Source organism: Aeromonas sp. S2(2024) (assembly GCF_041402505.1).
GTDB classification, from domain to species: Bacteria; Pseudomonadota; Gammaproteobacteria; order Enterobacterales; family Aeromonadaceae; genus Aeromonas; species Aeromonas media.
The window spans coordinates 161,807-184,584 of the sequence record NZ_JBGLRL010000006.1; the positions used below are offsets into that span (position 1 = coordinate 161,807).

General features: G+C 65.1%; 19 protein-coding genes. 6 read left to right on the forward strand and 13 right to left on the reverse strand.

The window, feature by feature from the left end; translation table 11 throughout:
• Positions 1 to 156: 156 nt before the first annotated feature.
• From ACB039_RS08810 to ACB039_RS08845, 8 genes are read right to left on the reverse strand one after another with little or no spacing between them, the layout of a single operon-like run.
• Complete coding sequence (locus tag ACB039_RS08810; RefSeq protein ID WP_371165511.1) at positions 157 to 897, reverse strand: DUF3379 domain-containing protein; 741 nt, start codon at positions 895 to 897, stop codon at positions 157 to 159.
• On the reverse strand, positions 890 to 1,480 hold the full coding sequence (locus ACB039_RS08815; RefSeq protein ID WP_371165512.1) for a sigma-70 family RNA polymerase sigma factor: 591 nt from the start codon (positions 1,478 to 1,480) through the stop codon (positions 890 to 892). The genes ACB039_RS08810 and ACB039_RS08815 overlap by 8 nt, the downstream gene beginning before the upstream one ends.
• A gap of 39 nt (positions 1,481 to 1,519) precedes the next feature.
• Entirely contained in the window at positions 1,520 to 3,055 is a 1,536-nt protein-coding gene (locus ACB039_RS08820) for a hypothetical protein (RefSeq protein ID WP_371165535.1), read from the reverse strand.
• Between the two features lie 29 nt (positions 3,056 to 3,084).
• The gene (locus ACB039_RS08825; protein WP_371165513.1) at positions 3,085 to 4,557 is read right to left on the reverse strand and encodes a VWA domain-containing protein; all 1,473 of its coding nucleotides are present in this window, start codon (positions 4,555 to 4,557) and stop codon (positions 3,085 to 3,087) included.
• Between the two features lie 21 nt (positions 4,558 to 4,578).
• Positions 4,579 to 5,556 carry a VWA domain-containing protein gene (locus tag ACB039_RS08830; protein ID WP_371165514.1) on the reverse strand — a complete coding sequence of 326 codons (978 nt, stop codon included), beginning with the start codon at positions 5,554 to 5,556 and terminating at the stop codon, positions 4,579 to 4,581.
• Positions 5,553 to 6,116 (reverse strand): DUF4381 family protein, encoded by a 564-nt coding sequence (locus tag ACB039_RS08835; RefSeq protein WP_232092387.1) that lies wholly within the window; start codon positions 6,114 to 6,116, stop codon positions 5,553 to 5,555. The genes ACB039_RS08830 and ACB039_RS08835 overlap by 4 nt, the downstream gene beginning before the upstream one ends.
• Positions 6,101 to 6,991, reverse strand: coding sequence for a DUF58 domain-containing protein (locus tag ACB039_RS08840; protein WP_139750902.1), 891 nt, complete (start codon positions 6,989 to 6,991; stop codon positions 6,101 to 6,103). The genes ACB039_RS08835 and ACB039_RS08840 overlap by 16 nt, the downstream gene beginning before the upstream one ends.
• A gap of 42 nt (positions 6,992 to 7,033) precedes the next feature.
• A complete protein-coding gene (locus ACB039_RS08845) occupies positions 7,034 to 7,984 on the reverse strand; it encodes a MoxR family ATPase (RefSeq protein ID WP_139750901.1) in 951 nt (316 codons plus the stop codon).
• A 194-nt stretch (positions 7,985 to 8,178) separates the two neighbouring features.
• Here ACB039_RS08845 and fadI point away from each other — a divergent pair, with 194 nt between their 5' ends.
• The 5 genes from fadI to ACB039_RS08870 all read left to right on the forward strand — a co-directional run bounded on the left by fadI (position 8,179) and on the right by ACB039_RS08870 (position 13,694).
• Entirely contained in the window at positions 8,179 to 9,489 is a 1,311-nt protein-coding gene (gene fadI, locus ACB039_RS08850) for an acetyl-CoA C-acyltransferase FadI (protein WP_139750900.1), read from the forward strand.
• The gene (fadJ, locus tag ACB039_RS08855) at positions 9,489 to 11,636 is read left to right on the forward strand and encodes a fatty acid oxidation complex subunit alpha FadJ (RefSeq protein ID WP_371165515.1); all 2,148 of its coding nucleotides are present in this window, start codon (positions 9,489 to 9,491) and stop codon (positions 11,634 to 11,636) included. The genes fadI and fadJ overlap by 1 nt, the downstream gene beginning before the upstream one ends.
• Before the next feature lie 274 nt (positions 11,637 to 11,910).
• On the forward strand, positions 11,911 to 12,051 hold the full coding sequence (locus ACB039_RS08860) for a TIGR02808 family protein (protein ID WP_081934454.1): 141 nt from the start codon (positions 11,911 to 11,913) through the stop codon (positions 12,049 to 12,051).
• 188 nt (positions 12,052 to 12,239) lie between these two features.
• Positions 12,240 to 12,797, forward strand: coding sequence for a YaeQ family protein (locus tag ACB039_RS08865; protein ID WP_043129908.1), 558 nt, complete (start codon positions 12,240 to 12,242; stop codon positions 12,795 to 12,797).
• Between the two features lie 12 nt (positions 12,798 to 12,809).
• Entirely contained in the window at positions 12,810 to 13,694 is an 885-nt protein-coding gene (locus ACB039_RS08870) for an AEC family transporter (RefSeq protein WP_139750898.1), read from the forward strand.
• 87 nt (positions 13,695 to 13,781) lie between these two features.
• On the opposite strand, the gene ACB039_RS08875 is transcribed toward ACB039_RS08870, so the two are convergent.
• From ACB039_RS08875 to ACB039_RS08895, 5 genes are all read right to left on the reverse strand, one after another.
• On the reverse strand, positions 13,782 to 14,150 hold the full coding sequence (locus ACB039_RS08875) for an HNH endonuclease (protein ID WP_081934455.1): 369 nt from the start codon (positions 14,148 to 14,150) through the stop codon (positions 13,782 to 13,784).
• Positions 14,151 to 14,559: 409 nt separating this feature from the next.
• Entirely contained in the window at positions 14,560 to 15,789 is a 1,230-nt protein-coding gene (locus ACB039_RS08880; protein ID WP_182788752.1) for an MFS transporter, read from the reverse strand.
• Between the two features lie 46 nt (positions 15,790 to 15,835).
• Positions 15,836 to 16,606: an ABC transporter ATP-binding protein gene (locus ACB039_RS08885; protein ID WP_371165516.1), complete on the reverse strand. Its 771-nt coding sequence runs from the start codon at positions 16,604 to 16,606 to the stop codon at positions 15,836 to 15,838.
• Positions 16,599 to 17,651 (reverse strand): FecCD family ABC transporter permease, encoded by a 1,053-nt coding sequence (locus ACB039_RS08890; RefSeq protein WP_371165517.1) that lies wholly within the window; start codon positions 17,649 to 17,651, stop codon positions 16,599 to 16,601. The genes ACB039_RS08885 and ACB039_RS08890 overlap by 8 nt, the downstream gene beginning before the upstream one ends.
• A 96-nt stretch (positions 17,652 to 17,747) precedes the next feature.
• On the reverse strand, positions 17,748 to 18,869 hold the full coding sequence (locus ACB039_RS08895) for an ABC transporter substrate-binding protein (protein WP_371165518.1): 1,122 nt from the start codon (positions 18,867 to 18,869) through the stop codon (positions 17,748 to 17,750).
• 546 nt (positions 18,870 to 19,415) lie between these two features.
• Here ACB039_RS08895 and ACB039_RS08900 point away from each other — a divergent pair.
• Positions 19,416 to 22,634: an ExeM/NucH family extracellular endonuclease gene (locus tag ACB039_RS08900; protein WP_371165519.1), complete on the forward strand. Its 3,219-nt coding sequence runs from the start codon at positions 19,416 to 19,418 to the stop codon at positions 22,632 to 22,634.
• Positions 22,635 to 22,778: the final 144 nt, after the last annotated feature.

Sequence of the window (22,778 nt, forward strand, 5' to 3'; positions counted from 1 at the left end):
GTCGTTTGTATCGTTCAAAAAAAATAGTAAAAATGTGACTTCAGGTGGGTATCAAGCGGGAAGTTGTCGGGATTCGGAGATGAACAGGCAGACAACGACGGTGTCTGCCTGTGATATGGAGGGGACGGAGGCCCAGTCAGCCCCAGTCAAGTTCTGTTAAATGGACCAGTGCAGGCGTGACTCAAGCTGCTGGGCAACCGGGGTCAATGACTCCTGCATGTCTCCAATCAACACCATGTTTGCCCCCTTGAGCGGCAGTATCTCCCCCTTGAGGGTACCGTCTGCAAAATCGGGCTGGATCGTGAGTGGCACATGCTTGGGCACCAGGAACAGGGTGACCGGGCCCATCTTGCCCTGAATCACCATGTGCAGGGCCGGCCCCTGATAAAAGGCACAGTGATTGACATAGGTTACCTTCATGCCGGGCATGCCCATCAGGGTGGCGCCATATTTTTCCATCTTGGCATTGATGGTCTGCAGGCTGACCTTCTCATCCACCCCCTGGATGAAGGGCTCCTCCCCATAGACGTGGGCCATGGCCACCTGGGCCAGAGACAGTGGTTCCGATGCCGGTGGCCAGCTGATCCAGCGGGTACTCATGCCGAGCAGGAAGGCGACCGATGCCGCCATGGCGAGCGGGCGCCAGCCTCTGCCTTTGGTCGTGGAGGGCAGTGGCATCACATCGTCGTCCGCCTCCATCGCCTGGCGGAGCAGGATCCGCTCGGCGAGACCGGCGGGCACCTCCACCTCCAGGGTGCGGCGCAGTTTGCTGTCCAGCTGCTTCATCTCGTCCAGATGCTTGCGATTGGCGGAAGAGGCCTCTGCCGCGGCGAGGAAGGCCGGATCCCTGTCCGAGGGATGGGTGATGGCCCGGCGGCGAAATTCAAGCTCATCCATTGGTGTGACCTCTCTGTTGTACCGCAGCCTCCATGGCCTCTTTGATCTGGTTGCGAGCCCGGAACAGCCGCGTCATGACGGTGTTCTTGTTCAGGCCGAGCTGGGCGGCGATCTCCTCGCCGCTGAATCCCCCCAGCACCTGCAACAGCAGGGGTTCCTTATATTCGGCAGGCAGGCGGGCGATGTGGCGCCGAAGCCATTCGTGTTCCATCTCCTGCTCGCTGTGCAGCGCATCCGGATCGCTTTGGGGATGCTCGTCGAGATCGATGAGATCGAACTGCTTGCGCTCGAAGCGCCGGGCATTTTCCCGCCGCAAGATGGTGATGAGCCAGGCCTTGGCGGCCTTGTCATCGACCAGGGAGTCGAGCGCCTTCCAGGCTCGCAGGAAGGTCTCCTGCACCAGATCCTCGGCGACTTGGGGATCCCGGCACAGCCAGTAGGCGTAGCGGTAGATGTCCCCGTGCAGGGCATGCACCAGGGCCTCGTATTTCGTTTGTTTGTCTGCCATATCCCCATAGACCGGGGTGGCCGAGGGATCCTTTCCCGTTCCTGCCTTTTTTTTTCTAAAAAAACCTAACGTCATGAATGCGATTCCTTTTTCATGAGTGGTTTGCCGCAGGCGTCAAGGATGTGCCCACGCCAGTTTTCTGAGGACATAGGCTATCGCAAAAGTCTCCCTGGCGCACAGCGACTGGGCGAGCCTCTGCCAGTCGACCCCTTGGCCGGCAGCGCCAGGGGCGGCAAAACAGGCCCTGTCCAGGTCATCGAGCAGCGTGCCCATGGCGGGATCGCTATGACAGGGCATGTTGACCAGGTGCTGGCAAGGCCGTCCCAAGCGCAGCGCTGCCCAGGCCAGCAAGGCCCATCTGGCCGGGTCAGGCTCCTGGGTCGCCAGGGCCCCTTGCAGCCGATAGAAGGCGAGCCAGCGCGGCCCGCCTTGGCACAGGGCGCGCAGCAGCAGCGCCCACAGCACCCAGTGGAGGCTCTCTGCGCCCGGCGCCTTGGCGGGATCGGAGGGGGCGGCGTCGCCCTCGATGTGCAGGGTCTGCGTCGGCAGGCGGGCCTGCTCGATGCGCCCGGACCGGGTGTTGAACCAGGAGAGGGTTAAGGCGGGCAGGGTATAGCTGCCTGGGGCTTGTGCGGTCAGGGCCTGGCGCCACTGGCGTTCGAAGCGCAGCGCCCCCTTGGCCACGAAACGCTCCTGCTGCTGCTCGCCGTCCGGTTTCATCGAAAGACCCTGCGGCAATGCCGGGGCCGGGATCTGTGGCAGGCGGTTGCCATCCCCTCCTTCCATCACCAGGGTGAGGGTGCGGATCACCGGCTCCCCGACGCTGGCTCCCCTGGCCGGACTGAACTGCTGGCGCAGGATCAGGCTGCTCGCCACCGGTTCCACCGGTGCCTTGTCTACCTTGACGAAAAGGGTGGCCGCTCTGGCGGAAAGCAGATCCCCCGCGTCGTTTTGCGCGGCGGTGTCCGGGTCCTGGGGCAATCGACCCTGGAAACGGGGGGACTCCAGGGGATGCAGCCCGGGCTCCCTGGCCTGGAGCAGCCACTTGCGGATCAGGCGCCCTGGCATGCCGGGACTGGCGGGGGACTCCCAGCGATCGTCGCCGAGGCGGCGTATGGTGAAGCCTTGACCGAGGGGCTCGCCGAGGTTGGGGGCCTCCATGTTGGCGGGCAGCCAGAGGCTCAGCTCATAGATGAAGGGTTGTCCCGGGTAGAGGGGGCCCTGATGCAGCACCCTGGCCTGCAGCTCCACGGGGGAAGGACGCGCCTCGGGTTGTGGCATCAGGGTGCCCGTCCGGGGGGGCGTCGGAATGGGCAGCGCGGGCGTCTGTTCGGCGCCGAGGGTCAAAGGAGGCACCTGGCGGGGACTGGTTTCCAGCAGGTGAAGCGGGATCTGCCAGCGGATCAGGCTGCTCACCTCGGTGTTGACGCGGCTGATGCTGACCCGGCCTACCGCAAACTGGCGCAGCAGGGGGAGCAGGCTGAGTTCGTCGCCCTTGAGATCCCCGTCGGCTTCGATGACGAGCAACCAGTCGCGATCGCTCTCCCCCGCCAGCAGCTCGGCGCGAGGTGGGGCCGCCTGCACTTGAGAGGTCTGTACCTGGGCGGCCAGCAGCATGGCGAGCAGCCAGCAGCCGCTTAGGCCCTTCATAAACCGGATGAATGAACGCAGCCAGCGGATCACCAGGGCTCCTCCACCTTGAGAAGGGGGCGGCGTTCGGCCTCCTTGCGCAGCCGCTGCTCCAGCAAGAGCACGGGGGGCGCCGGGGGGCGGGGGTTGTCCGGGGCGGCAGAGGGTTCGGGGGGCTCGCCGCTCTCGGGGGCCTGAGCAGAAGGGGCCGCCTGGGGGGGGCTGGCCTGCAGCAACGCCAGGTTATGGAGGGCATCCTGGTGTCCGGGCTCCTGCTTGAGGGCGGCCAGGTAGGCCAGCTCGGCCCCCTTGAGATCCCCGAGCCAGACCAGCGCATTGCCCCTGTTGTAGTGGGCGGTGGCCGTGTCGGCCCGGCCATAGGCGGCGACGGCCCTGGCATGGTCACCGGCCCTGTACCAGGCATTGCCCTGCCAGACGGGGTCCTGGAAGGCGCGGGCTGCCTCCTGATAACGCCCCTGGGAGAAGGCGTGCCAGCCCGGCACTTCCTGGGCGGGCCACCAGGGGGCGGGCGCCGCCTGCAGGGGGGGCGGGGGGATGAACACCACCATGAGCAGCAGCAACCACTGGGCCCCTATGCGGGCCAGCAGCGCCAGGGGCAGCAGAGGAAGCAGCAACCAGGGGCCGAGATCGAGGGACTGGGCCCCGGTCTGGGTCTGGCTCATGGGCAGGGGGACAAAGGAGGGGAGCCCGGCCTGCAGCCATTGCAATCTTCCCCCTGTGCTGGCCGCGAGATCCGCCATGGCGGCGCCGTCCGGTGCCGGAAGAGTCTGCCCCAGGGCGCTGCCCCTGCCCCCCTCGGCGGGGGGCAGGGGCAGCGCAGTGCTCTCACCGGCATTGGCCAGCAGAATGTCGAGTCGGGGGGATGGCGACTGTGGGCAGAAGAGGGTGTCCAGGCAGGGCCAGAGAGTGGCGATGCGCGCCATCTGGCTGTCCGAGAGGCCGTCGGTGATGAGCAGCAGGCGTGCCTGCTGGCCCGGGGGGATCTGCGCCAGGGCCAGTGCCACGGCCCGCTCCGGCGCGCTGCCCTGAAGCGGCATGATGGCCGGGCGCAAGTCCGGCAGCAGCAGCGAGATGGCCTGATGATCCCGGGTAGGGGGCATGGCGAGGTAGGCATCCCCGGCAAACAGGATGAGTCCGAGGGGATGGGGCGCCTGCCGGGCCGCCGCCTCGGCCAGCATGTCCTGAAGCAACAGGCGCACCCGGGTCGCCCGATCCGGGAGCAGATCCTTGGCCTGCATGGAGCTTGAGAGATCCAGCAACCAAATGTCGAGGGCAGGGCTGCTGACGGTCTGGCTCTGCTGGCGCAGGGCGGGGCCCGCGAGAGCCAGGATCACCGGCAGGGTGGCCAGCCAGAGCCAGGGGATGGCCCGGCCCCGGGCCGGCAACAAATAGGCCTGCATGGCGGGGGCCAGCAGGGGGCGCTGCCGACGACGGCGCCACCCCTGCCACAGCCAGGGCAGCAGGGCCAGCAGCCAGAGCGGGCGCAGCAGCATCAGCTCCATAATGACGCTCCTTCAAGCCACTTATTCATGGGGTGGCTCCGGCGCGTCTCTGTCCGTTCGCCGCCCCGGCCGGCGCAGTCGGGTCGGCCACACCAGCAGCAGCCAGGCGAGCGCCAGGGGCCAGGGATAGAGCTCATGGTGGGGACGATAGAGGGTCTGCGGACGGGCGGCCGGCTCTAGGGTGTCTATGGCCTGATTGATGGCCGAGAGATCGGCCTGGCTGCGGGCGCGAAAATAGCGGCCATGGCCCAGCTCGGCCAGTTGCTGCAACAAGGGTTCATCCAGCTCCGCGCTGGGATCGGCCCCTCCCAGGGGGGAGGCGAAGGTGTCGGGATCGGCCCCCACCCCCAGGGTATAGAGGCGGATGCCTGCGGCGGCGGCCCGCCTGGCCTCGATCAGGGGGTCTGCGTTGCCCGCGGTGTTGCGCCCGTCCGTCACCAGCAGCAGGGCGGTGGGGCGGGCGGGGTCGGCGTGCTGGCGGGCCAGTAGTATGGCCTCGCCGAGCGCCGTGGTGCGACCCACCAGATCGAAATCGAGCTCGCGGGTCAGTGCCAGCAGGGCCCGGGTCTCCTGGGTCAGGGGGGAGAGCAGGTAGGCGTGATCCGCAAAGACGATGAGGGCGATGCGATCGCCGGGGCGATCGCCGATGAGCTGCGCTATCTGCTGGCGCACCGCAGAGAGGCGATCACGCTGCTCCCCCTCGTCCAGCATGTCCTGGGTGCGCATGCTGTCGGAGAGATCCACCGCCAGGATGAGATCCCGGCTGGCCTGGTAGTGAATGAGGGGGGGCTCCTGCCACTGGGGGCGGCACAGGGCCAGCACCAGGGCACACCAGCACAGGGCCATGCGCCACAGGGGTTGCCCGGCCTGGGGCAGCAGCAGGGGGAAGCCGGCATGGGCCAGCCTGGCGCGGCCGGTGCGGGAGCGCGGGGGCAGCCCGAAGCGCACCAGCAGCGGCAGCGCCAGGGCGAGGGCAAACCAGGGCCAGGCGAGGATCATCTAGCCCCTCCGCTGCGCCTGCGGCGCCACAACACAGGGCGCGCCATCCAGCGCGGAGCGCTGACGCAGCGGCGTCCCCAGCTGAGGTAGGCAAGGCGCAGCCGTGCCCGCTGCCCCCCATCCGGCGCGTCCGAGCCATAGAGCCAGTCCGGCCACTGGGGGGCGAACTCGCCAAAATGGCAGCCCCCCTGGCGGTCGAGCCAGGCGAGCCACTCCTCCCCTTGCAGGGAACGCGCCTCTGGCCAGCGGGCGATGGCCGCCTCTCTCAGCGCGGCGTGCAGGTCAGGCACCAGATCGGCGGCCTGCCAGTCTATCTGGCGTGCCCAGCGGCGCTGACGCCACAGGGTGTTTATGGTGGCCCCGATCAGCAAGGCGGCGAGCACGGCGATCAGCAGCCAGCCCCAGGCCAGCAGACGGGGATCGCTCGCGCTCTCCAGGGGGGGGCCCGGATGGATGTCGCGAAGCTGTCCCTGGATCTCCTGAAGCCGCGTCAGCGAGGCGATCTCCCCAGGCGGGTGCTGGAGGGGGGGAGTTTGGGGGACGCTCAGAACAGACGGCATCCAGCCTCCTGCCACTGGCGTTGCAGCGGCAAGCCGTTGTCGAGGCGGTAGAGGCGCTGCACCAGGGGCAGCAACTGCTGCTGGCAAGCGTCGGCCTGCTGCCTCGCCGCGGCCTGGTAGCGCCAGCGAAAGAGGGCCTGTCCGGCGTCGAGCCAGCCGCTGCGCTTGCCCGATTGCACCGCCAGTTGCCCCTGCTCGGGCAGGGCCGCCTCCAGGGGGTCCCGGATCTGCCAATAGTGGATGTCGTGGCGCTGGCCGAGGCGTTGCAACTGCTGGCTGAGCCCCTGATCAAGGGACTGATGGTGGCTGATCACTGTCAGTCTGGCGCCATGGGGCAGGCTGAGGCGTGCAAGGGTCTGGGCCAGGGAGCTGGCCAGGGGAGCGCGATCCAGCCCCGACTCATAGTGGTGACAGAGCGCCTCCAGCAGGGGGATCAGGGAGTCACGCTGAGACTCGCTACGGGTCTCCACCCCGTGGCAGACCAGGGTGTTTGCCTGCTTCTCCCCCTGCCACAGCAAGGCGGCGGCAAGCTCGCAGCCGAGGCGGGCCTTGAGCTGGGGGCCAGAGCCGAAATACATGGCGGGGGAGAGGTCCAGCAGCAGCCAGTGGGCCTGCTCCTGCTCTTCGGCATACAGCCGGGTGTGGGGGCGGCCGAGGCGTGCGGTGACCCGCCAGTCGATGTGGCGCACCTCGTCCCCGGCCTGATAGAGGCGCAGCTCACGAAAATTCAGGCCCGGCTGGCGCCCGAGCCGCCCTTGACGGGCCTGGTGAATGCGCGCCCGCTGACCCTGTCTCGCCCAGAGCCGGATGGCCAGCAACCGGGCCAGGGGCAGGGCGATGTCGGGATGGGCGCGGGGATCAGCGGATCTGGTCATGGGGGCAGATCATCAGGGGCATGGCGCAGGGCTGGCGGGCTGTCAGGGACATGGGATGGCATCCAGCAGACGGGCGATCAGGGTGTCGTTGTCGAGATTGTCCGCCAGGGCCTGATAACTGGGAATGAGGCGGTGACGCAAGATGGCCGGGGCCAGTTGCTGGATGTCTTCCGGCAGCACGAAGTCGCGCCCGGCGAGCCAGGCTCGGGCGCGGGCGGCGCGGGCCAGGCCTATGCTGGCCCTGGGGCTGGCGCCTACCGCAATGAGGGATTCGAGCTCGGGGCAGAGGCCGCTGCCGGGGCGGGTGGCACAGATCAGCTGCACCAGATAGTGCTCTAGCCGGGTCTGCATCTGCACGGCCTGCACCGCGCTGCGAGCCGAGAGCAAGGCGGCCTGGCTCAGGGTCACGGGGGGCGGCGGCAGGGCGTCGCCCCCGGCGTTGAGCTGCAAGATGGCCAGCTCCATGGCGGGGCTGGGGTAATCCACCATGAGTTTGAGCAGGAAACGATCGAGCTGGGCCTCTGGCAAGGGATAGGTGCCCTCCTGCTCTATGGGGTTCTGGGTCGCCGCCACCATAAAGAGCGGCGGCAGGCGCCAGCTCTTCTTGCCCACCGTGATCTGATGCTCGGCCATGGCCTCCAGCAGGGCGGACTGCACCTTGGCCGGAGCCCGGTTGATCTCGTCCGCCAGCACCAGGTGGTTGAACAAGGGGCCGGGCTGGAACACGAAGCTGGCATCTTGCGGGTGAAACACCTCGCTGCCGGTGAGATCGGCGGGGAGCAGATCCGGGGTGAACTGGATGCGGGCGAAGCGGCCCTCGACGGCGCCGGCCAGCGCCTTGACGGCCCGGGTCTTGGCAAGGCCAGGCGCCCCCTCGATCAACACATGTCCTTCACATAGCAGGGCGATCAGCAGCCCCTCGATGAGGATGTCCTGTCCCAGGATCTGACTGCCAAGATAGTCCCCAAGTGCTCTGAATTCTGCCGCCGCCATGCAATGAACCCGTTGTTTTTATGGAAGTTGATCTTTTTATACTCCAGTTGGTCCCCAAGGGCGAGGGAGGGGGCCAAGATGGGGACAATTTAGTTTCAATCAGCCGTATGAAAGTTGTGATTGGATTGTTAAGATGTGGCGCTATGAGGTCAGACCTCTCCCTTTTAATCTTCTCGTTTAACCAAGGAGCCAGGATGAAACAGCCATTGAAACTGACGACTCGCCAGGGCGAACGGATTGCCGTCGTGGCGGGTCTGCGAACCCCCTTTGCCAAGCAAGCCACGGCCTTCCACGGCGTGCCTGCGGTGGATCTCGGCAAACTGGTGGTGAGTGAGCTGCTCGCCCGCACCGATCTCGATCCCAATCTCATCGACCAGCTGGTGTTCGGCCAGGTGGTCCAGATGCCGGAAGCGCCCAACATCGCCCGCGAGATCGTGCTCGGCACCGGCATGAGCGTCAGCACAGATGCCTATAGCGTGTCGCGCGCCTGCGCCACCAGTTTCCAGGCAGTGGCCAACGTCACCGAATCCATCATGGCCGGCACGGTCGACATCGCCATCGCAGGCGGGGCCGACTCCTCTTCCGTGCTCCCCATCGGGGTGAGCAAGACCCTGGCCCGCGCCCTGGTGGATCTCAACAAGGCGCGCAATCTGCAGCAGCGTTTCAATATCCTGCGTCGTCTGCGCATCAAGGATCTGATGCCGGTGCCGCCCGCAGTGGCCGAGTACTCCACCGGCCTCTCCATGGGACAGACTGCCGAGCAGATGGCCAAGAGCCACCATATCAGCCGCGAGGCGCAAGATGCCCTGGCCCACCGCTCCCATACGCTGGCGGCGCAAGCCTGGGCCGAGGGCAAGCTCAGTGGCGAGGTGTTCACCGCCCATGTGCCCCCCTACAAGTCGCCGCTGGAGCGGGACAACAACATCCGCGAAAGCTCGGATCTGGCGAGTTACGCCAAGCTAAAGCCGGTGTTTGACCGGCTGCATGGCTCCGTCACCGCCGCCAACGCCACCCCGCTCACCGACGGCGCCGCCGCCGTGCTGCTGATGCGCGAAGGGCGGGCGAAGGAGTTGGGGTTGGAGCCGCTTGGTTATATCCGCAGCTTCGCATTTTCCGCCATCGACGTCTGGCAGGACATGCTGATGGGCCCCTCCTATGCCACGCCGCTGGCGCTGGACAGGGCTGGTATCACGCTGGCCGATCTGACCCTCATCGACATGCACGAAGCCTTTGCCGCCCAGACCCTGGCCAACCTCAAGATGTTTGCCAGTGCCGAATTTGCCCGCGACAAATTGGGCCGGGGCCAGGCCATCGGCGAGGTGGATATGGACAAATTCAACGTCCTCGGCGGCTCTTTGGCCTATGGCCACCCCTTTGCCGCCACAGGTGCGCGCATGATCACCCAGACCCTGCACGAGCTGCGGCGTCGGGGTGGGGGACTGGGGCTCAACACCGCCTGTGCGGCGGGTGGGCTGGGTGTGGCCATGGTGCTGGAGGTTGAATGATGAGCGCTAAGACTTTTTCACTGGATATTCGCAAAGACGGCATCGGCATCCTCACCATGGATGTGCCCGGTGAGAGCATGAACACCCTGAAGGCCGCCTTCGCAGACGAGATCCGCACCGTGTTGGCCGAGATAAAGGGGAACCGCGATCTGATCGGCCTGGTGATCGCTTCCGGCAAGAAGGACTCCTTCATCGCCGGGGCCGATATCAGCATGCTGGCTGCCTGCACCACTGCTCAGGACGCCGAGACGCTGTCGCGAGAAGGGCAGATTGTGTTTGCCGAGATCGAGGCGCTGACCATACCGGTGATCGCCGCCATTCACGGCCCCTGCCTCGGTGGCGGGCTGGAGCTGGCGCTCGCCTGCCATGGCCGAGTGGTGACCGAGCACGGCAAGACGGTGCTGGGCCTGCCGGAAGTACAGCTAGGTCTGCTGCCGGGCTCCGGCGGTACCCAGCGTCTACCGCGCCTCATCGGGGTGGCCAAGGCGCTGGATCTGATGCTGACCGGCAAGCAGGTGCGGGCCAAGCAGGCCAAGAAACTGGGGCTGGTGGACGATGTGGTGCCGCCTTCCATCCTGCTGGAGGCCGCCATCAAGCTTGCCAAGAAGGGCAAGCCCCGCCATCAGCTGAAGCGGGATCTGCAGGGCAAGGTGCTGGAGACCAACGCCCTGGGTCGCAAGGTGCTGTTCGATCAGGCCCGCAAGGGAGTAAAAGCCAAGACCCGTGGCAACTACCCGGCCCCTGAGCGGATCCTCGAGGTGGTGCGCATCGGCGTGGAGGAGGGGATGCAGGCCGGCCTCGCCGCCGAGTCCCGCCACTTTGGCGAGCTGGTGATGACGGCGGAGTCTGCCGCCCTGCGCTCGATTTTCTTCGCCACCACAGAGATGAAGAAAGAGGTCAGCTACCAGGGCGCCGAGCCGCGCAAGGTGGCCCATGCCGCCGTGCTGGGCGGGGGCCTGATGGGGGGCGGCATCGCCTTCGTCACCGCCACCAAGGCCGGGGTGCCGGTGCGGATCAAGGACGTAGGGAGCGCCGGCATCGGCAACGCCATGCGCTACAGCTATGACCTGCTGGCCAGGAAGCTCAAGCGCCGCCAACTGCTGCGCAGCGAGCTGGAGAAGCAGATGAGCCTGCTCACCGGCACCCTGGACTATTCCGGTTTCCACCGGGTGGACATGGTGGTGGAGGCGGTATTTGAAGATCTCGCCCTCAAGCACCAGATGGTGGCGGACGTGGAGCGCGAGTGCGGTGAACACACCGTCTTTGCCTCCAACACCTCCTCCCTGCCCATCCACCAGATAGCGGCCAATGCCGCCCATCCGGAGCGGGTGGTGGGGCTGCACTACTTCAGCCCGGTGGACAAGATGCCGCTCGCGGAAGTCATCCCTCACGCCGGCACCAGCGCCGAGACGGTGGCCACCACCCTGGCCTTCGCCCGGGCCCAGGGCAAGACGCCTATCGTGGTGAAAGACGAGGCGGGCTTCTACGTCAATCGCATCCTGGCCCCCTACATGAACGAGGCGGCGCGCCTGGTGCTGGAAGGGGAACCGGTGGAGGTGCTGGACAGTGCCCTGCTGGACTTCGGCTTTCCGGTGGGTCCCATCACCCTGCTCGATGAGGTCGGTATCGACGTGGGGGCCAAGATCTCCCCCATCCTCGAGAAAGAGCTCGGCGGCGAGCAGTTCCAGGCCCCCAAGGCCTTTGACAAGCTGCTGCAAGACGATCGCAAGGGGCGCAAGAACGGCAAGGGCTTCTACCTCTACGGCAAGGCGGCGCCGCGCAACAAGCTCACCGGCAAGGAGGGCAAGAAAACGGTGGACGAGAGCGTCTACGCAGTGCTCGGGGTCAAGGTATCGCCCAAGCTGGCCCGCCAGGAGATCGCCGAGCGCTGCGTGCTGCTGATGCTCAACGAAGCGGCCATGGCGCTCGACAGCGGCGTGGTGGCCTCGGCCCGTGACGGCGACATAGGTGCCATCTTCGGCATCGGCTTCCCGCCCTTCCTGGGCGGCCCCTTCCGCTACATGGACAGCCTCGGCATCGATCACCTGGTGGGGCGCCTCGAGTACTACCAGAAGCGCCACGGCGATCGCTTCGCCCCCTGCGCACGCCTCAAGGCAATGGCGGCGGAGCAACAGCGCTTCTACTGATCCCGGGCGACATGCAAAGGATGTACGCGAGGCGACCCCGGGGTCGCCTCGCTTTTTTGTCTGACCGTGGGCTGGGAAGGGGGGAACGCTCGCCTCCATGGACAAAAAAGCGGCACATCAGGGGCCAAATCATTGATCTGGCGCAAACTGGTGCCCCATTTATTACTTTGGTGGCATAGGACTCAGGCACCGGTTGAGGTCAAATAGCCTTATCAGGAACGGGGACTACTCCGTCACGAAAGGGACACCCATTTCACTGGATGAAGGACACGTTATGAGTCTGCTTGAACAAACCATCTGGAACATATTGGGATACGGGGCCATGCCCTTTATCTTCCTGAGCGGCTTCGTGGCCGTGGCAGTGATCTGCTGCCTGCTGCTCAATGCCTTCGGGGTCAAGTCCGCCGAGAAGTGAGTCACTCTCGTTCATGCCGCCAAATGCCAGTCTCACGACTGGCATTTGTTTTATGTGTCTTTTAAAGCACTTATCCAGGTCCAAGTGGGGAAACCTTGGTCAATATGGTCGAACCCGGCGGCCATTTTGATTACACTGGCGCCCGGCATGTCCGCCCTTTTCTCTTTTATCAGGTGTTCACGATTTCTATGGCGCTCAAGGCAACCATCTTCAAGGCCCAGATCAGCTTGTCTGACATGGACCGCAATCTCTATCAGGACTTCTCCCTCACCCTGGCCCGTCACCCCTCCGAGACCGACGAGCGGATGATGATCCGGCTGGCGGCCTTTGCCTGGCACGCCGCCGAGCGGCTGGAGTTCACCAAGGGACTCTCGGCGGACGACGAGCCAGAGCTTTGGCGCAAGAACTACTCCGACGAGATCGAGCTCTGGATTGAACTCGGCCAGCCCGACGAGAAGCGCCTCAAGAAAGCGTGCAACCGCTCCCGTCAAGTGGTGCTCTATCTCTACGGTGGCCGCGGCACCAGCGTCTGGTGGAAGCAGAACCAGGGCAAGCTCGGCCTGCACGACAACCTGACCGTGATCGAGCTCTCCGACAGCCAGACCCTGCCCCTGACCGCCATGGTGGAGCGTACCATGCAGCTCACCTGCACCATCTCGGACGGCCAGCTCTGGGTCAGCAACGGCACTCTGGAGGTCACCCTGGATCCCGTGGTGCTGATGGGGCGCCCCGCCCGCGAACTCTAAGACGGACTCCCCATGCTCAGTGCCCTGCTCGATATCGTCATCCCGGTGTTTGCGGTGGCGGGCCTCGGCGCCCTCTACGGGCGGCTGCGCGGGGGAGCCGAACTCGGTTACATCAACCGGGCCAACATAGAGCTCTTCTCCCCGGCGCTGGTTTTCTCGGCGCTGGTGAAGTACCCGCTGGATCTTGCGGCCCATCTGCCGCTTATCGCGGCCGGGGCCCTGGTGATCCTGCTGCCGGGCCTTCTGCTCTCCCTGCTCAGACTCAAGGGCATAGAGCGAGCGGCGCTCATCTTGCCCGCCATGTTTCGCAATACCGGCAACCTCGGCATCCCGCTGATGGTGCTGGCCTTTGGTGAGCAGCAGCTCGGCGCCATCGTCATCCTCTTCGTGCTCTCCAATCTGCTCCACTTCTCGGTGGGCATGTTTATCCTCTCGGCCAATGCCTCGCGCTGGCTCTGGCTGCGCAGCCCCATGCTGTGGGCGGCTCTGGCAGGACTGCTGGTGGCCAACTTGCAGATCCCGCTGCCGGACTATCTGGTGACCAGCGCCTCCCTGCTCGGCCAGATAGCGGTGCCCCTGATGCTGTTTGCCTTAGGCATCCGGCTGATGGAGGGGGAGCTGGGCCACCTGGGGCTGGCGCTTAAATGCAACCTGCTCTATCTGCTGGCGGGGGGGATCTCTCTTGGGATCGCCGTCTGGCTGCTGCCCCTGGATCCTGACTGGATACCGCTCCTGACACTCTCGGTGGCGCTGCCCCCGGCGGTGCTCAACTACATGCTGTGCGAGCAGTACCTGTGCCAGCCCGACAAGGTGGCCAGCATAGTACTCGGTGGTAATGCGCTCTCCGTGCTGGTGATCCCCCTGGCAGTCTGGCTGGCGCTGCATCTGGGGAGTTGACCCGGTTTTTTCAAGGACGCCTGATGGCGTCCTTTTTATTGCTATCGCGAATGTCCGATTACGCTTTGCTCATCGAACCTACGGCTCCTAAACCCGATTGGTTCTGTTCCCCTTGACCTTGCTGGTGATCCCTTTCGGAAACCAGCCCCCTTTACCCACCCGTGCCCGTACCTTTTTTTGATACTGCTCAGGGGATAGCACCTTGGGGGTTTTGTGGCGGGTGCCGTTGCAGTGCCGACAGGCGGCAACGATATTAGAGGGCTGATCAGAGCCCCCATTGCCGCGTGGCTTTAAATGCTCTCCTGTGCACTGCAATAGCCGGGCTTCGGCAGGGGTTAGGCTGTACTGATGCATCAGTGCGGCAGGGGAGGATTCCCACATAGGCAGTCCGCAATAGAAGCAGTGAAAGGATTGGCGAACGGCAGCTTGGTGGCGTTGTTTGGCGATGTTACCCATGGTCGTGACCTCAATAAATTTGATATTGAAGTCCGTAACGGTATGGATTGAATGATTGCCGGACGGACTTCGGTTCAAGTTGAAGTCCCGTCGGCCTGACTGGCTCAGAGCGGGTACTGACCGGCACAACCGGATCAGCCTTACACCGCTCTCCACAGATACAGCGACAGTCAATTAATAGCGGCAGATCCATTGATTGTAAAGCCAACAAAACAAGAGGATATACATGGCATCGTAGATGCAAACAGGTCCATTCATGGAGGTATTATGGAAGGTACTGCGTATATATCTGACTAGAGTGCGATAGATGCCAAGCATATCGCCTTGTTTCGGGTTAGACGAAGGGGGGGGGGGGGGAGAGCGGAGAGGGAGGAATGAGATAAAAACTGGACGGCCAAGGCCGCCCTGTTTATTGATGGGTGGCGGGTTGTGGCTGACCATCCTTGCGTAGCTGGGTATAGAGGCCAAACCCGGCCAGCAGGCCGGTGAGGGCCAGCAGCAGCCAGATGGCTGTGGCGGGGCGGCTGCCTGCATCCCCCAGCATAAAACCGATAAGCAGGTTGCCAAAGAGCGCCATGCAGCCCCCGGCGCTGGCATAGAAGCCGTAGTAGCTGGCGAGTTGTTCAGGGGGCGCGTAGCGGGGCAGCTGGGCGGCAAAGAGCGGGAAGCAGAGGATGGAGCCCAAGGAAAGCAGGGCCACCTGCGCCAGGACGCCCAACGTCGGCCAGGGGGAGAGCAGCGGCAGGGCCAGATAGCTCAGGCCCATTACCCCGATCCCCAGCCCCATGGCGAGCGGCACCCCAAGGCGGCGCTCCACCAGACGGGACGCCGGGAGCTGGAGCAGAACGCCGATCACCGCCGAGAGGGTGAAGACGCTGCCGAGCAGCTGGGTGGCGTCCGGCAGGCTCTGGATATGGGCGGGCAGGGCGAGATAGAGCTGGTGGAACAGGATCTGGTAGCTGCCCGCCAGCAGGGTGAACATCATAAAGGGGCGCTGGCGCAAAATGGTGCCCCACTGGCGCAAAATGGCGCCGCGCGGGGTCTGGTTGCTCACCGGGCGCTTGGGCAGCACCCGGTACTGCAGCACCCCGAGCAGGGCGAACAGGCTCGCCGCCAGAATACCCGTCAGGGCATAGCTCTGCTGGGTCAGTGCCAGGCCGAGCAGAGGACCGAGCAGCATGCCCGCCTGGCTGGCGAGGTTGTGCAGGGCGAAGGCGCGCTGACGCTGGCTCGGGGTGCCGCATTCGCTCGCCAGATAGGCCTGGGCGCAGGGGGTGAAGAGGGCCCCGGCAAAGCCGGTCAGGGCCGCCGCCAGCAGCAGTATGGGCAGGGACTCGGCCCAGCCCAGCAGCAGGAAGCCGGCCGAGCGCACCAGGCAACCCCAGACGATGGCGGGGTGATAGCCGATGCGATCCCCGAGCGTCCCCCCCAAGAGGAAGAGCCCCTGCTGGCTGAAGACCCGCATTCCCATGACCAGGCCGCATGCCCAGCCGGCGAGGCCCAGCCCGCTGCCCATGTGCTGGGCGAGGAAGGGCATCATCATGTAAAAGCCGAGGTTGAACGCCAGACCATTGATGATGAGCAGGCGGGCGGCCGGGCTCATGCCCTGCCAGTCCCGCCAGTAGGAGGCGCCGCTCATCTTGTGTGTACCCGGGAGCCGGTTGCGGGACATGCCGAAGGGGCCGTCATGATTGTCTTCGCAGGGTACGCAGGAAGGGGGTGCCGCTCTGGTCGTGGCTTATCTGCACCGGCACCTGATAGAGGCGCTCGATGAGGGCTGCATCGAGCACCCGGGCGGGGGGGCCGAAGGCTTGCAAGTCGCCCCCTGCCAGCACGATCAGCTGATCGGCGAACTGGGCCGCCAGGTTGAGATCGTGCAGCACCACCAGGGTGATCCACTGCTGCTCCCGGGTCTGCTGACAGAGGTGCTCCATCAGCTGCATCTGGTGATGCAGGTCCAGGGCGCTGACCGGCTCGTCCAGCATCATGATGCGGGGATCGCGCAGCAGCACCTGGGCAAAGAGCACCATCTGCCGCTGGCCGCCGCTCAAGGAGTAGAGGGGGCGATCCGCCAGATGGGCGATGCCAAGGGCCTGCAGGGCGCGGCCGGCCGCCAGTATGTCCTCGTCCGCCAGACGCATGGAGAGGCTGTCGAGGCGCCCCAGCACCACCACCTCGATGACGCTCAAGTCCAGCTCCAGCTGGATGTTCTGGGGCATGTAGCCAAACTGCTGGCGCCACTTGGCTTGGGTCATCTGGCGGGCGCTCTGGCCCCCCAGGCGGATGTCGCCGCTGCCCGGGGTCAATTCCCCAAAGAGGGCGCGCAGCAGCGAGGTCTTGCCGGTCCCGTTCGGGCCGATGATCACATGGACCTGGCCCGTGTGCAGGGTGAGGTCGAGCTCCCGCAGCAGGGTCTGCTGGCCGAGGGAGAGGGAGAGTCGGGTTATCTCAAGCACGTTTACGCCCCCTGCCGAGGATCAGCCAGATGAAGAAGGGCACGCCAATCAGGGCGGTGACGATGCCGATGGGAAAGAGAGCGCCTGGAATGATGGACTTGGAGAGCACCGAGGCCGCCGACAACATGCAGGCGCCGCACAGGGCCGAGAGGGGGATCAGGAAGCGCTGATCTTCCCCCACCAGCATGCGGGCGATGTGGGGGGCCACCAGGCCGACGAAGCCGATGATGCCGACGAAGCTGGTGGCGGTGGCGGTGAGCAGGGCGACCAGGATCAGGGTCTTCATGCGCAACCTGTCCACGTTGACCCCGAGGCTGCGGGCCCTGGCTTCCCCCAGACGCAGGCTGGTGAGGGCCCAGGCATCCCGATAGATGAGCAGGGTGCAGATCAGGGTGACGGCGGCGGTGATGATCAGGGAGTCCCAGGTGGTGCGCATCAGGCTGCCAAACAGCCAGAACATGATCTGCTGGTTGAGCTCGGGAGAGGAGAGGAACTGCAGCAGGGAGAGCAGGGACTGGAACAGGAACAGCAGGGCGATGCCCGCCAGGATCAGGGTCTGGCTGTTGATGTTGCGCATCATGGCGAGGCCGAACAAGAGGCTGGCGGCAAACATGCACAGAATGAAGGCACCGGCCGGAATGGCAATCAGGGGAGGGAGCCCGAGACCGCCGCTATAGAGCGCCAGTGCGGCGCCAAGCCCGGCCGCCGCCGCGAGCCCCAGGGTGAAGGGGCTGGCCAGGGGGTTGTCCAGCAGGGTCTGCATCTGGACGCCGCCAAGGCCGAGCGAGGCGCCGACCACCAGCGCCATCAGGGCGATGGGCAGGCGCATGTCATGGACTATGGTGCGGGTCATGGAGTCCGCCTGGGCGGGGGAGAGCAGGGCATCGACCACCTCCCCAAGGGGCAGCAGGGAGGGGCCGGTGGCGATGTCGAGCACTAGCGTAATGCACAGCACCAGGGTGAGCAGCGCCAGCCAGTGCCAGCGACGGCGCTCCCGTTGCCGCTGGCGGGTGAGGGTCTGCTGCAGGGCAGCCAAATCATTCATGATGACAATCCTGAAGCGGGCGCCATGAGGGCGCCCGGTTAAAGAGGGATGACGAAGAGGGCTCTGCCGAGGTGGGCAGAGCCCGAACGACCGGATTTAGTTTGCTTCACCCTGCTTGATACCCAGCATGAAGGTGCCCTGGGGGTGAATGGGCAGATAGGCGTGGTAGAAGCCCTGATAGGTGGCCAGGGGATCGAGATCCTGGAACAGATCCGGATAGAGCGCCTTGGCCATGAACTCGATGAGGGCGGCATCCATGATGCTGCGGGTGGCGCCGTGATAGACCGCATAGAGGCGACCCTGCTGCACCGCGGGCAGCTCGCTCCAGCCCGGACGGGCGGCAAAGCCCTGCAGACGCTGGCGCACCGTCTCGGCCGAGACGTCCTGACCGACTTGCATCGCTTCTGCACTGCTCACGCTCTCGTATCCCGCCATCAGGATCACCTCGGGCTTGCTCGCCAGCAGTTGCTCAGGGTGGATGGGGCCCCAGCGTTCGACAAAGGGAGCCGCGACGTTGTCACCGCCCGCCAGCAGGGCCATGGCGCCCCACATGTCCTTGCCATAGGTGTAGCTGTATTCGGCCGGTCCCTTGTCACCCAGCTCGATATAGACCCGGGGTGGCTGGCGCTTCGCGGCGGCGATGCGGGAGGTGATGGTGTCAATCTTGGCCTTGTACTCGCCGGCCATTTTCTGGGCTCGGGCTTCCTGGCCGGTCACCTTGCCAAGCAGCAAGGTGCTCGCCATGTGGCGGTCCAGGGTCTGGGCGTTGTAGTCCACCACCACCACCGGGATGCCTGCCTGCTCGAGACGCGGCAGATCCGGGGCCAGGGCCTCATATTGCCACTGGGCCAGGATCACCAGATCGGGTTTGACTGCCAGGGTCTTTTCGATGGAGAAGCTCTGATCCTGCACGTTGCCAAGGTCGGGCACCCTAGCCAGTTGCGGCAGGCTGGCCACATAGAGGGACCAGATGGCGGGGCGGGACTTGACGAACCAGCCACGGGACATGCCCACCAGGCGATCGGCGCCGCCTTCACCGGCCACGGCCAGATAATCCTCGGGATAGAAACCGAGCACGATGCGGCTGGCCGGAAGGCTGAGGGAGACCTTGCGGCCCATCACATCTTCCACTTCAACGGGGGCGGCGGCCTGCGCCATCCAGCTCATCAGGGCGAGCTGACCAAGCAGCAGCAGCTTTGCCAGGGGGTGACGAAACATCTTATAACACCTCGGGAATAAAGACGGTCAAAAAAGAAAGTGAGAACTATTGCCATTCGCGAGCGCAAAAGCAACAAACGTTTGTGCCATCTCCTCTCTTGTTATTTCTGTCATTACTGAACCGGTTTCACACGAGCACAGAGTATCGTTCCAATGAAGCCCATCTCACTGCCTTCACGGGGCATGGGGGCCTGTGGCGTCTATCTGGCTGCACTTGGAACCACGCTCTGGCCGCCTCGCTCGCACCTCTGGAGCGGCTCTCAACCCCGGACTCTGCTCGATGTCGAGCCCCTTGACATGGCCCCCCGGAGGTGGCGACGATTTCCTGCGCACCGATGACAGGCACTGCCCATTCGGGTATTGATCGTCACCTGCGCGCAACAATTTGCGGTCATTGTTAGCCAGCTCCCAGCGGCTCCGTCGTCAAAAGGGCAGAGTAGGCGCGCTCTTGGTCATCGGCCGAGTTCGACAGGTAACAAGGTGCTGCGGCCCGCCTTGCGCGGGGCGCCAATAACATAATCTGCAAATAAAAAAAGGAAACTGACCATGTCAGGAAGACACTCTCTGGTAGCGCTGGCCGTCGGGCTGGCGCTCTCTGGACAGACACAGGCACAACTGCTGATCAGCGAATACCTGGAAGGATCCAGCAACAACAAGGCGGTGGAGCTGAGCAATCTGGGCGCGACTCCCGTCGATCTCTCTCAATACCGTTTGGCGCTCTATGCCAACGGCAAGCCTCTCACCGATGTCCCCACCAACAGCCTGACACTGCAAGGCACGCTCGCCCCCGGTGCCAGCCTGGTGCTGGCCAACCCCTCCGCCAGCGGCGAGATCCTGGCCAAGGCGACCCAGACCAGCGGCAACCTGGTGTTCAACGGTGACGACGCCCTGGTGCTCTATCGCGGCAGCGAGATAGTGGACAGCGTCGGCCAGGTGGGGGTGGATCCGGGCACTGCCTGGGTGTCTGGCAGCGTCTCGACCCTGGACATGACCCTGCGCCGCAAGGCCACCGTCAGCACGGGCCGGACTGATGCGACCGGCCCCTTCGATCCGGCACTGGAATACGTGGCCGCCGCCAAGGATGACGCCAGCGGTCTCGGCTGCAGCGGCGATGCCTCCTGTGATGGTACCCAGCCGCCCGCCTTCGTCTGTCCGGTAGACACTCTTGTGCCGGTGCCCGCCATTCAGGGTTCAGGCAGCAGCAGCCCGCTGGTACCGGCCGGCAAGTTTGAATCCGAGCAGGCCCATGCCACCCGTGGCATCGTCACTCAGGTGGTGAACGGTCTCTACAAGGGCTTCTTCATCCAGGACCCGCAAGGGGACGGGGATCCGGCCACCTCCGACGGTCTCTTCATCCACAGCACCCAGGCCAACGGCGCCATCGTGCCGGGCGCCGAGGTGTGCGTCTCGGGCAAGGTGAAGGAGTATTTCAACCAGACCCAGCTCAGTGCCGATGCGCTGGTAGTGACCCAGCCGGTGGGGGCTGTGCCGGCAGCGGTGGATCTGGTGCCGGTGGCGGGCGAGAGCCTCAGCCAACTGCTGGAGCGTCACGAGGGGATGCAGGTACGGCTGGTGCCCGAGTCCAGTCTGGTGGTGACCCGCAACTTCAGCTTCGATTACGACGGCAAGCGCAACAACCTGGTGCTGGCCTATGGCGCGCCACTTATCAAGTCGACCCAGAAATTTGCCGCCATGAGCCAGGAGGCGAGCGACTGGGCCCTGCGCAACCAGCAAAATCAGCTGGTGGTGGAGACCGACGCCAAGGCGCCGGACGGTGTGCTGCCCTGGTTCCCCGGCTTCAACGCCGAGGATGGTTACCTGCGCATCGGTGACAAGCTCAACGGGCTGGAGGGGGCGCTTGGCTACTCCTACAACCTGTTCAGACTGGTGGCGAACAACCGCATCGATGCCAGCAACATCGATCACAGCGGCTGGGACAGGGTCGAGACCCCTGAGCTGGCCGAGGCGGGGGATCTGCGGGTCGCCAGCTTCAACGTGCTCAACTTCTTCACCACCGTCGTGGGGGGGGATGCCAACCCCACCGGCAGCAACCGGGGCGCCCTGACGGTGGCGGAGTTCGAGCTGCAGCGCACCAAGATCGTCAGCGCCATCACTCGTCTCAATGCGGACGTGGTGGGGCTGATGGAGATAGAGAACAACGGCTACGGCGACAACTCCGCCATCGCCAACCTGGTGGCGGCCCTCAACGCCGCCCAGCCGGACGAGGCGGATCACTACGCCTGGGTGGCTTCCCCCGATGGCCAGCCCATCGGCACCGACGCCATCACGGTGGGTCTCATCTACCGGCCCGCCAGCGTGATGCCAGAGGGGGCTGCCAGCCTCATCGAGCTGCCGGTGCAGCAGGCCGAGGCGCAGGACGCCAGCGGCAAGCCGGTTGCCATCAAGCAGGGCATGCGCGAATCGCTGCTGCAGCGCTTCAGCTCGCCCAAGGGGGATGCGCCCCTGACCCTGGTGGTCAACCACCTCAAGTCCAAGGGTTCCGCCTGCTTCGAGGATTACCCCGACTACGCCACCGCCGATCCGCTGGACGGGCAGGGCCACTGCAACGCGCTGCGGGTCTCCGCCGCCAAGGTGCTGGGGGAGAGCCTCAAGGCGCTGAGCGGGGATCTGCTGCTCATCGGCGACATGAACGCCTACGGCATGGAGGATCCCATCCGGGTGCTGACCAGCTATGATCCGGCGGCCCAGCCGCGCCAGATCATGAGCGCCTCCTTCACCACGCTGGCGGGCCAGCCTTTCGAGGAGAGCGGCAGCGCTCTTGGCAAGGGCTATGGTCTGGTGAACCTCAACACCCGCTTCCACGGCACCGACACCTACTCCTACAGCTATGAAGGTGAGCTCGGCAACCTGGATCACGCCCTGGCGAGCCCCAGCCTCGCGGCCAAGGTGATCGGCATCGAGGATTGGCACATCAACTCCGCCGAGAGCAACTTCTTCGAGTACGGCAGCAAGTACACAGGCCAGCTGGCCAAATCGGACGGCCCCTTCAGCGCCTCGGATCACGATCCCGTGCTGGTGGCGATCCAGTATCCGTTGCCGCCTGCCGGGGTGATCAGTCTGGAGAGCGCAGTCGCCAGCGTGGAGGAGGGCAGTACCCTCACGCTGAGCGTTGCGCGTCGCGACGGCAGCCATGGGGAGGCCAGCGTCAGCTATCGCATCGCCTTTGGCAGCGCCGATGCCAACGACGTGGCACCCCTCACCGGTACTCTGAACTGGGCGGCGGGCCAGAGCGACAGCCAGACCATCCAGATCCCGGTGAAGAGCGACACCCTGCACGAGGGGGATGAGGCCTTCACCCTGGAGCTGTTTGACCCGAGCGGCGCGGCGCTGGGGGAGCAGCACCAGACCCTGGTGACCATCAAGGACAAGCTGGCACCGTCCACCATCTCCCTGGCCCAGACCAGCCTGACGGTGAACGAGGGGCAGTGGTTTGCCGAGATCCCTGTGGTACGCAGCGGTGATCTCAGCAAGCCGGCCCGCGCCCAGCTGGGCCTTGAGGGGATCACGGCGCGCTGGGGGCTGGATTTCCTGCCCTGGTTCGGCCAGTCGGTGAGCTGGGCCGCCGGTGAAGGTGGCAGCAAGTCGGTCAAGGTGCTGATCCTGGATGACTGGTTCGTGGAGTCCACCGAGCAGTTCAGCGTCAACCTCGAGAAGCTGAAAGGGGCCCAGCCGGGCACAGTTCAGCAGACCCGGGTCGACATTCAGGACAACGACAAGCCCTGGTGGCCCTTCGGGCGCCACTGATCCGGAGGAGAGCAAAAAAATGGGAGCCATCATGGCTCCCATTTTTTATTGAAGGGTAGTGAAGCGATCCGCCGTCCTCTGCATCTTGCGCAAGGCCAGCCTCAGTCCGGACGATGGCTGCCGGCGAGCTGCCCCATTGTGATG

What these genes read in the sequence shown, in the direction of transcription:
- fadI (WP_139750900.1), top strand. Translation starts at nt 8,179, where the DNA reads ATGAAACAGCCATTGAAACTGACGACTCGCCAGGGCGAACGGATTGCC.
- fadJ (WP_371165515.1), top strand. Translation starts at nt 9,489, where the DNA reads ATGAGCGCTAAGACTTTTTCACTGGATATTCGCAAAGACGGCATCGGC.
- ACB039_RS08875 (WP_081934455.1), bottom strand. Translation starts at nt 14,150, where the DNA reads ATGGGTAACATCGCCAAACAACGCCACCAAGCTGCCGTTCGCCAATCC.
- ACB039_RS08890 (WP_371165517.1), bottom strand. Translation starts at nt 17,651, where the DNA reads ATGAATGATTTGGCTGCCCTGCAGCAGACCCTCACCCGCCAGCGGCAA.
- ACB039_RS08835 (WP_232092387.1), bottom strand. Translation starts at nt 6,116, where the DNA reads ATGCCGTCTGTTCTGAGCGTCCCCCAAACTCCCCCCCTCCAGCACCCG.
- ACB039_RS08830 (WP_371165514.1), bottom strand. Translation starts at nt 5,556, where the DNA reads ATGATCCTCGCCTGGCCCTGGTTTGCCCTCGCCCTGGCGCTGCCGCTG.
- ACB039_RS08810 (WP_371165511.1), bottom strand. Translation starts at nt 897, where the DNA reads ATGGATGAGCTTGAATTTCGCCGCCGGGCCATCACCCATCCCTCGGAC.
- ACB039_RS08840 (WP_139750902.1), bottom strand. Translation starts at nt 6,991, where the DNA reads ATGACCAGATCCGCTGATCCCCGCGCCCATCCCGACATCGCCCTGCCC.
- ACB039_RS08900 (WP_371165519.1), top strand. Translation starts at nt 19,416, where the DNA reads ATGTCAGGAAGACACTCTCTGGTAGCGCTGGCCGTCGGGCTGGCGCTC.
- ACB039_RS08845 (WP_139750901.1), bottom strand. Translation starts at nt 7,984, where the DNA reads ATGGCGGCGGCAGAATTCAGAGCACTTGGGGACTATCTTGGCAGTCAG.
- ACB039_RS08825 (WP_371165513.1), bottom strand. Translation starts at nt 4,557, where the DNA reads ATGGAGCTGATGCTGCTGCGCCCGCTCTGGCTGCTGGCCCTGCTGCCC.
- ACB039_RS08815 (WP_371165512.1), bottom strand. Translation starts at nt 1,480, where the DNA reads ATGACGTTAGGTTTTTTTAGAAAAAAAAAGGCAGGAACGGGAAAGGAT.
- ACB039_RS08870 (WP_139750898.1), top strand. Translation starts at nt 12,810, where the DNA reads ATGCTCAGTGCCCTGCTCGATATCGTCATCCCGGTGTTTGCGGTGGCG.
- ACB039_RS08880 (WP_182788752.1), bottom strand. Translation starts at nt 15,789, where the DNA reads ATGAGCGGCGCCTCCTACTGGCGGGACTGGCAGGGCATGAGCCCGGCC.
- ACB039_RS08865 (WP_043129908.1), top strand. Translation starts at nt 12,240, where the DNA reads ATGGCGCTCAAGGCAACCATCTTCAAGGCCCAGATCAGCTTGTCTGAC.
- ACB039_RS08820 (WP_371165535.1), bottom strand. Translation starts at nt 3,055, where the DNA reads ATGAAGGGCCTAAGCGGCTGCTGGCTGCTCGCCATGCTGCTGGCCGCC.
- ACB039_RS08860 (WP_081934454.1), top strand. Translation starts at nt 11,911, where the DNA reads ATGAGTCTGCTTGAACAAACCATCTGGAACATATTGGGATACGGGGCC.
- ACB039_RS08895 (WP_371165518.1), bottom strand. Translation starts at nt 18,869, where the DNA reads ATGTTTCGTCACCCCCTGGCAAAGCTGCTGCTGCTTGGTCAGCTCGCC.